At 64.4% G+C, this 8245-nt stretch carries 8 protein-coding genes; 6 read left to right on the top strand and 2 right to left on the bottom strand.

Going from position 1 to position 8245, the window contains the following annotated elements; translation table 11 throughout:
* Positions 1-146: 146 nt before the first annotated feature.
* Positions 147-833, bottom strand: a complete 687-nt coding sequence (locus EGJ22_RS25230; protein ID WP_029887393.1) for a histidine phosphatase family protein — start codon at positions 831-833, stop codon at positions 147-149.
* 179 nt (positions 834-1012) lie between these two features.
* On the opposite strand from EGJ22_RS25230, the gene EGJ22_RS25235 reads away from it, so the two are divergent.
* The 4 genes from EGJ22_RS25235 to EGJ22_RS25250 all read left to right on the top strand — a co-directional run bounded on the left by EGJ22_RS25235 (position 1013) and on the right by EGJ22_RS25250 (position 4321).
* A complete protein-coding gene (locus EGJ22_RS25235) occupies positions 1013-1582 on the top strand; it encodes a GNAT family N-acetyltransferase (protein ID WP_029887394.1) in 570 nt (189 codons plus the stop codon).
* Positions 1583-1731: 149 nt separating this feature from the next.
* Positions 1732-2601, top strand: a complete 870-nt coding sequence (tesB, locus tag EGJ22_RS25240) for an acyl-CoA thioesterase II (RefSeq protein ID WP_029887395.1) — start codon at positions 1732-1734, stop codon at positions 2599-2601.
* Positions 2598-3188 carry an HAD family hydrolase gene (locus EGJ22_RS25245; RefSeq protein ID WP_029887396.1) on the top strand — a complete coding sequence of 197 codons (591 nt, stop codon included), beginning with the start codon at positions 2598-2600 and terminating at the stop codon, positions 3186-3188. The genes tesB and EGJ22_RS25245 overlap by 4 nt, the downstream gene beginning before the upstream one ends.
* Before the next feature lie 122 nt (positions 3189-3310).
* Positions 3311-4321 (top strand): NAD(P)-dependent alcohol dehydrogenase, encoded by a 1011-nt coding sequence (locus tag EGJ22_RS25250; RefSeq protein WP_009681792.1) that lies wholly within the window; start codon positions 3311-3313, stop codon positions 4319-4321.
* Positions 4322-4351: 30 nt separating this feature from the next.
* Here EGJ22_RS25250 and EGJ22_RS25255 read toward each other — a convergent pair whose 3' ends face one another.
* Positions 4352-5053 carry a FadR/GntR family transcriptional regulator gene (locus tag EGJ22_RS25255; protein ID WP_009681793.1) on the bottom strand — a complete coding sequence of 234 codons (702 nt, stop codon included), beginning with the start codon at positions 5051-5053 and terminating at the stop codon, positions 4352-4354.
* A 261-nt stretch (positions 5054-5314) separates the two neighbouring features.
* On the opposite strand from EGJ22_RS25255, the gene EGJ22_RS25260 reads away from it, so the two are divergent.
* Together EGJ22_RS25260 and gudD are read left to right on the top strand one after the other, a co-directional pair.
* Positions 5315-6667, top strand: a complete 1353-nt coding sequence (locus EGJ22_RS25260; protein ID WP_029887397.1) for an MFS transporter — start codon at positions 5315-5317, stop codon at positions 6665-6667.
* 19 nt (positions 6668-6686) lie between these two features.
* Entirely contained in the window at positions 6687-8042 is a 1356-nt protein-coding gene (gudD, locus tag EGJ22_RS25265) for a glucarate dehydratase (RefSeq protein ID WP_029887398.1), read from the top strand.
* Positions 8043-8245: the final 203 nt, after the last annotated feature.

The raw sequence follows: 8245 nt of genomic DNA on the forward strand, positions 1-8245 counted from the left end.
GGCGCTCGATCTCACAGGCGCTGAAGATGCTCCGGCTACCCTTGCCAGGAACCATAGAATCTCCCACAGGGACCGCATCAGGGCTGACAGGTGTTTGCCACAGCGCCTGTGTGGCTTACCGGCGATGAGGCCCGAGCAGGCCACTGCTATTTTGCGGCGCTGGCCAGCACCCGCTGCCAGTCGGGCTCATTCAGGCGGCCGAGGATGCGTGCCTTGCCGTTACCGTCCACCGAAACGAACAGCGCGCTGGCGTAGGCGCTTTCGCGCTCGCCGCCGGCCACGTGCTGCTGGCGGGCGAAGTGATCGATGCAGCCGTTATGGGTCACCAGCACCAGGTTGTGCCCGGCACGCTTGTGCGCCAGTGCATCGCTGGCGAACTGGCTGTCGCAGCTTTCCAGCCAGTCTTCGCTGGCCACCGCCTGGCCGAGGATGAAGTGCGCGGTTTGCCGGGTGCGCAGTTTCGGGCTGCTGAGCAGGTCGGTGTTAGCCAGGCCCAGTTGGTGCAGGCCTTGGCCCACCCGCGCGGCAGCCTGGCTGCCGGCCACGGTGATGCCGGTGGGGTCGTCCAGGCACGGGCCCGGGGCGCTGTCGCAGCGTTCGGCGTGGCGGATCATCACGATCACGGCACCCTCGGCCCAGTTCTGCAGCAGGCCGCTGTCACTCAGTTGTTGCTCGTTGCCAAGGTCCACGATATGCGTCCTCGTCGCCAGCCAGGTGGTCAAGGCCGCCACGACCATGCACAAGCCAAGGGCGGCACCAAGGGCTTTGCGAGACAGGCGCCGTTTGCGCCGGGCGTGAATGGCAGGGTGCCCCAGGGTATTGCTCGATAGCATGCGTTGCTCCAGTGACAGGGCCGTGGCGGGCACGGCAGTGATGGCGGCATTTTGCTAAGCGAGCTGTCGGGGGCCGGTGAAGGGCGTGTGAAAATTGCATTCGGTTGCGGCCCGTTGGGTGAACACCGCGCCGGCGCCTACGCTGTAGACTGTAATTCGGCAAAACCGGAGCAGGCCCGATGACCTCCACCCTTCAACTGGAAAGCGCAAGGCTGGTGCTGCGCCAATGGCACGACGATGACCTGCGTGAATTCGCGGCGCTGTGTGCCGACCCGCAGGTGATGCGTTACTTCCCGGCACCGCTCACACGCCTGGAAGCTGCCGCGCTGATTGGCCGGATACGCGGGCACTTCAACGAATACGGTTTTGGTTTGTGGGCGCTGGAGCGCAAGGACAGCGGTGCATTCATCGGCATGACCGGCTTGCTGCAGGTAAACTTTGACGCCGATTTCGCGCCAGCCGTGGAGATTGGTTGGCGCCTGGCCCGGCGCCACTGGGGGCTGGGTTTTGCCAGCGAAGCCGCGTGGACCTGCCTGCGCTGTGCGTTCGCCCAATTGCGGCTGAACGAGGTGGTGTCGTTCACTGCCGAAAGTAACTTGCCATCGCAGAAGGTGATGCAGGCCATCGGCATGCAGCAAGACCTGCACGGCAGCTTCGAGCACCCGCGCCTGCCCGCAGGCCACCCGCTACGCCCGCATGTGCTGTACCGCATCGACCGTGCGCACTGGGAGCACACCCTGCGCGCCTGAATGCACACCCATGCTCGGTGCGAATGGCAAACGCTGTATTATTTGCCCATTGAAAGGGCGCTGGGCCGCAAGGGGTTCGGCGCCTGTGAGTTCGAGCGCCGCCCAGGCGGCGCAGCGCGAGCAAGGCTCGCTTCTACGGAGATGCCCCAATGAGTCATGTGTTGGACGACCTGGTCGACCTGTTGAGCCTCGAAGCCATCGAGGAAAACCTTTTCCGTGGGCGCAGCCAAGACCTGGGCTTCCGCCAGCTGTACGGCGGCCAGGTGCTGGGCCAGTCGTTGTCGGCAGCCAGCCAGACGGTCGAAGACGCGCGCCATGTGCACTCGCTGCATGGTTATTTCCTGCGCCCGGGGGACGCCAGCCTGCCGGTGGTGTACTCGGTGGACCGTGTGCGTGATGGCGGCAGCTTCAGTACCCGGCGGGTGACGGCGATCCAGAAGGGCCAGACCATTTTCACCTGTAGCGCCTCGTTCCAGTACGACGAGGAAGGCTTCGCCCACCAGGCGCAGATGCCCGACGTGGTCGGCCCGGAAAACCTGCCTACCGAAGTGGAACTGGCGCGTGCCATGGCAGACCATCTGCCTGAACGCATCCGCGACAAGGTGCTGTGCGCCAAGCCAATCGAGATTCGCCCGGTCACCGAGCGTGACCCGTTCAACCCCAAGCCAGGCGACCCGGTGAAATATGCGTGGTTCCGCGCCGACGGCAACCTGCCCGACGTGCCGGCCCTGCACAAGTACCTGCTGGCCTACGCCTCGGACTTCGGCCTGCTCACCACCGCGCTGGTGCCGCATGGCAAGTCGGTTTGGCAGCGCGACATGCAGATCGCCAGCCTCGACCATTCGCTGTGGTTCCACGGCAACCTGCGTGCCGACCAGTGGCTGCTGTATGCCACCGATAGCCCGTGGGCAGGGAATTCCCGTGGCTTCTGCCGCGGCAGCATTTTCAACCAGGTCGGGCAACTGGTGGCATCGTCGAGCCAGGAAGGCCTGATTCGCCACCGCAAGGACTGGGCATGAGCCTGCAGCAGGTGCGCAACTGGGTGTTCGACATGGACGGCACCCTGACCGTGGCGGTGCATGACTTTGCCGCCATTCGGGAGGCGCTGGGTATCCCTGCCGAGGACGACATCCTTACCCACCTGGCGGCTTTGCCAGCCGACGAAGCCGCGGCCAAGCATGCCTGGCTGCTGGAGCATGAGCGTGAGCTGGCGGAAGCCTCCACCGCGGCGACCGGGGCAGTTGAACTGGTGCGCGAACTGGCTGCGCGTGGTTGCCGGTTGGGGATACTGACCCGCAATGCGCGGGAACTGGCCCATGTGACGCTGGAAGCGATCGGCCTGGCGGACTGCTTCCCGGTAGAGCATGTGCTCGGGCGTGACGAGGCGGCACCGAAGCCGAGCCCGGATGGGTTGCTGAAGATTGCCGCGGCCTGGGGCGTGGCGCCGAGCGAGCTGGTGATGGTGGGTGACTACCGTTTTGACCTGGACTGCGGGCGGGCAGCGGGGGCACGCACAATATTGGTGAATGTGCCCGATAACCCATGGCCGCAACTGGTGGATTGGCACGCGGTCGATTGCCGGGCACTGAAGGTGATGCTGGGCTGAGTCGATAGTGCGCAGCCCGATCGCGACACAACGCCGCTGCTGCAAAGCCCGTGAAGCTTTTGCAACCCATAGACCTGTCTATGCTCATTCCCATTCCTGAAGTTGATACGGAGACCCAACCCATGACCAGCAAGGCCATCTACGTTCAACCTGGCGGCGGCTACGACAAGGTCGAGGTCGGCAGCAGCGAGGCTGCGGCCCCCCAGGCCGGCGAGATCACCGTGCGCCTGCACGCCAGCTCCCTGAACTACCATGACTTCGCCGTGGTGAGTGGCATGTGGGGGCCGAGTGAGCGGCGCATCCCCATGGCCGACGGTGCGGGCGAAGTCGTTGCCGTAGGGGCCGGCGTCAGCGAGTTTCAGGTCGGCGACAGTGTCGTCAGTACGTTCTTCCCGGACTGGCTCGATGGCCAGGCCAATGTCGAAGGCTTTGCCCGGGTGCCGGGTGACGGCATCGATGGCTACGCCCGCGAACAGGTCACCGCCCGTGCCACCGCGTTTACCCTGGCACCTTCGGGCTTCAGCCATGCCGAAGCCGCCACCCTGACCACTGCCGGCCTGACCGCCTGGCGCGCGCTGATGTGCGACGACCACCTCAAACCGGGCGACACGGTGCTGGTGCAGGGCACCGGTGGCGTGTCGATCTTCGCCCTGCAGTTCGCCAAGCTGGCGGGTGCCACGGTGATTGCCACCTCGTCCAGCGATGCCAAGCTGGAGCGGCTCAAGGCCTTGGGCGCCGACCACTTGATCAACTACAAGCGCACCCCGGCGTGGGGGGAGAAAGTGCGCGAGCTGACCGGTAACCGCGGTGTCGATCACGTGATCGAGGTGGGTGGCCCGGCTACCCTGGAGCAGTCGATGATCGCTGCACGGATCGGCGGGCATGTGTCGCTGATCGGCATTCTTACTGGCGTGGCTGGGCAACTGCCGTTGGTGCAGGCATTGGTGCGGCAGATTCGCCTGCAAGGGGTGCTGGTCGGCAGCCGGGCGCAGCAGCAGGCGATGGTGCGGGCCATTGATGCCAACGGTTTGCGGCCGGTAGTGGACAAGCACTTCGAGCTGGAGCAGATCGTCGACGCGTTCCGTTACCAGGAGAGCAACCGGCATTTCGGCAAGATCTGCCTGACCTGGTAAGCGCCGGGGCTGCTGTGCCGCAGTTGCCCGTCAATCCGGTAGCAGCCGGTCGCGGCTGTTGGACAGGTGCAGGCACACCGCCGCGCGTGCTGCATCCGGGTCTTGCCGGCGGATGGCATTGAGGATTGCCTCGTGCTCCAGGTTGGCCAGGTATGCCTGCGGTGCCATCTTCGACCCACTGCGCTCGGCTTGGGCCATGCGGTTGCGCGGAATCAAGCCGTTGCCCAGCTGCAGCAGCATCTCGGTGAAATACAGGTTGCCGGTGGCTTCGGCAATCAGCAGGTGAAAACGCCGGTCGGCCTCGATGCAGCTGTCACCTGCCGCCGCCAGGTCCTGGTAGTCATCCAGTGCCTGGCGCATGCGCGCCAACTGCCCTTCATCGCGGCGTAGCGCTGCCAGCGCGGCGGCCTGGCTTTCCAGGCCGACCCGCAGCTCCAGCAAGTCGCGCACATTCGCTGCGCTTTCCGCTGCAACGCGCAACCCGGCCTGGGCTTGGCGCGCCATCACGAAGGTGCCGATACCGTGGCGCGGTTCCACCAGCCCCGAGGCCTGCAACTTCGACAAGGCTTCGCGAACCACCGTGCGGCTGACCCCGTGCTCGCGTACCAAGGTGTTCTCCGACGGCAGTTTGTCGCCGGGCTTGAAGGTGCCCAGGAGAATCTGCCGGGTCAGGCTGGAGACCAGGTCATGTGCGCGGCTGTGGCCGCGTTTGTGCGCGTGATCTGGGAGCATGCTGTAGTCCACCTCTTGTTGTACTTGTATGACAGGTTAATTGCTAAAAATATTTTTTGCCCAATTTTTCGCGATTCGAGGGTGCATTTCGAGTGGCCGTTTTTGCAAGATCGCAACATATTAGTTTTATTGAAGCTTGTATTTTGCCATTTTGGCGATTTTGTTGATCTTGTCGTACAACTTCTCGGGGCCTATGCTCGTCCCCACTGCCATGTCAGACAACCCCGGCCCGCACAAAAACAACTAGTGGGAGATTCACCTGTGAACGACACCCTCGCTCCGTCTGCCCGGAATGAAGGCGACGCGTTGGCCAGCGCCGTGGCCAAGGTCAAGCGTCACGTGCTGCCGCTGTTCGTCATCATGTTCATCGTCAACTACCTGGACCGCGTCAACATCGGCTTCGTCCGCCCGCACCTGGAAAGCGACCTGGGCATCAGCGCTGCGGCCTTTGGCTTTGGTGCCGGGCTGTTCTTCATCGGCTACGCGCTGTTCGAAGTGCCTTCGAACATGCTGCTGCAGAAGGTGGGTGCCCGCTTGTGGCTGACCCGCATCATGTTCACTTGGGGGCTGGTGGCCACGGCCATGGCTTTCGTGCAGAACGAAACCCAGTTCTATGTACTGCGCTTTCTGCTCGGCGTGGCCGAAGCGGGCTTCTTCCCTGGGGTGATCTACTACTTCACCCGCTGGTTGCCGGCGGCCGAGCGCGCCAAGGCAATCGCCATTTTCCTCAGCGGGTCGGCGCTGGCTTCGCTGATTTCCGGCCCCTTGGCCGGGGCATTGATGCAAATCCAGGGGCTCGGCCTGCACGGCTGGCAGTGGATGCTGTTCATCGAAGGCATGGCCTCGGTGGCGTTGTGCTTCTTCGTGTTCTTCTGGCTCGACTCCAAACCGCAGGACGCCAAGTGGCTGAGCCAGGCCGAGCAGGATGCGCTGGTCGCGACCATCGACCGTGAACAGCAAGCGCGCGAGGCGCTGGGTGCGGCCAAGCCGTCGGCCTGGAGCCTGCTCAAGGACCGCCAGATCGTCCTGTTCTGCCTGATCTACTTCTGCATCCAGCTAACCATCTACGCGGCCACCTTCTGGCTACCGAGCATCATCAAGCGCATGGGCGACCTCAGCGACTTGCAGGTAGGCTTCCTCAACTCCATCCCGTGGCTGATCTCGATCCTGGCCATGTATGCCTTCGCTGCCGGTTCTGCACGCTGGAAGTTCCAGCAGGCCTGGGTGGCAGGCGCCCTGGTGGTCGCGGCCATCGGCATGTTCATGTCCACCACCGGCGGGCCGGTATTCGCCTTTGTCGCCGTGTGCTTTGCCGCCATCGGCTTCAAGTCGGCCTCGTCACTGTTCTGGCCGATCCCGCAGGGCTACCTGGATGCTCGCATCGCGGCGGCGGTGATAGCCCTGGTCAACTCGGTCGGCAACCTCGGCGGCTTCGTTGCCCCCACCACGTTCGGCCTGCTGGAGCAGCAGACCGGCTCGATCCAGGGCGGGTTGTATGGCCTGGCGGTGACTTCGGTGCTGGCGGCAATTGCCATCTTCTTCGTGCGTACACGCCCCAAGGGCGCACCTTCCGATAGCCTGAAGGGCCCCGCGGCCCTGGGCCAGACCCACTGACGACTGCGAGACGACAACCATGAATATGCAGACAACACCCGCCGTTCACACCAGCACCCCGGTGGTCACCGACCTGCGCGTGATTCCGGTGGCTGGCCACGACAGCATGCTGCTCAACCTCAGTGGCGCACATGGCCCGTTCTTTACCCGTAACGTGGTGGTACTGCGGGACAGCGCGGGCAACACGGGGCTTGGCGAAGTGCCGGGTGGCGAGAGCATTCGCCAGACCCTGGAAGACGCCCGCAGCCTGGTAGTAGGCCAGCCGATCGGTCATTGCCAGCGCGTGCTCAATGCCATGCGCCAGACGTTCGCCAGCCGCGACTCGGCGGGGCGCGGCCTGCAGACCTTCGACCTGCGCATCACCGTGCATGCTGTGACGGCCATCGAGTCGGCGCTGCTCGACCTGCTCGGCCAGCACCTGAATGTGCCCATGGCGGCACTGCTGGGCGAGGGCCAGCAACGTGATGCGGTGAAGATGCTGGGCTACCTGTTCTACATCGGCGACCGCCAGCAGACCAACCTGGCTTACCGCAACGAAGCGGACAGTGACGACGACTGGTTCCGTGTGCGTCATGAAAAGGCCCTGACGCCCGAGGCGGTTGTGCGCCTGGCCGAAGCGGCCAAGCAGCGTTACGGCTTCAGCGACTTCAAGCTCAAGGGCGGCGTGCTGCGGGGGGCAGAAGAAATGGAAGCAGTGACGGCGCTGGCCGAACGCTTCCCCGAAGCGCGCATCACCCTGGACCCCAACGGGGCCTGGTCACTCAAGGAGGCCATCGCCCTGTGCCGCGACAAGCATGATGTGCTGGCCTATGCCGAAGACCCGTGCGGCGCCGAGAACGGCTACTCGGGCCGCGAGGTGATGGCCGAGTTCCGTCGCGCTACGGGTTTGCCCACGGCTACCAACATGATCGCCACCGACTGGCGGCAGATGGGCCATGCGATCCAGTTGCAGTCGGTGGACATTCCGCTGGCCGACCCGCATTTCTGGACCTTGCAGGGCTCGGTGAGGGTGGCGCAGATGTGCAACGACTGGGGGCTTACCTGGGGTTCGCACTCCAACAACCACTTCGATATTTCGCTGGCGATGTTCACTCAAGTGGCGGCTGCCGCGCCGGGTGAGATCACCGCGATCGACACCCACTGGATCTGGCAGGACGGCCAGCGCCTGACCCGTGAGCCGCTGCGCATTGTCGACGGCCATGTGCATGTGCCGGCGCGGCCGGGGTTGGGGGTGGAGCTGGATGAGGATCAACTGGCCAAGGCCCACGAGTGCTACCGCAACATGGGGTTGGGGGCGCGGGATGACAGCGTGGCGATGCAGTTCCTGATTCCGGGTTGGCGCTTTGATAACAAGCGGCCTTGCCTGGTGCGTTAAGGCTGCTGGCCTCTTCGCGGGCTTGCCCGCTCCCACAGGGATTGCACAGGATTTGAAGCCGATGCGATCGAGGTGGGAGACTCTATGGTCTCTGGTAAGGGTAGCCGCAGCATTTTCAGCGCCTGGGAGATCGAGCGCCGCCCGCGCGGCGCATCGCGAGCTGCGCTCGCTCCTACGTTTGTTTCGGGCCAGTAACCCCTGTG

It is taken from the genome of Pseudomonas sp. p99-361, assembly GCF_003935475.1.
GTDB classification, from domain to species: Bacteria; Pseudomonadota; Gammaproteobacteria; order Pseudomonadales; family Pseudomonadaceae; genus Aquipseudomonas; species Aquipseudomonas juntendi.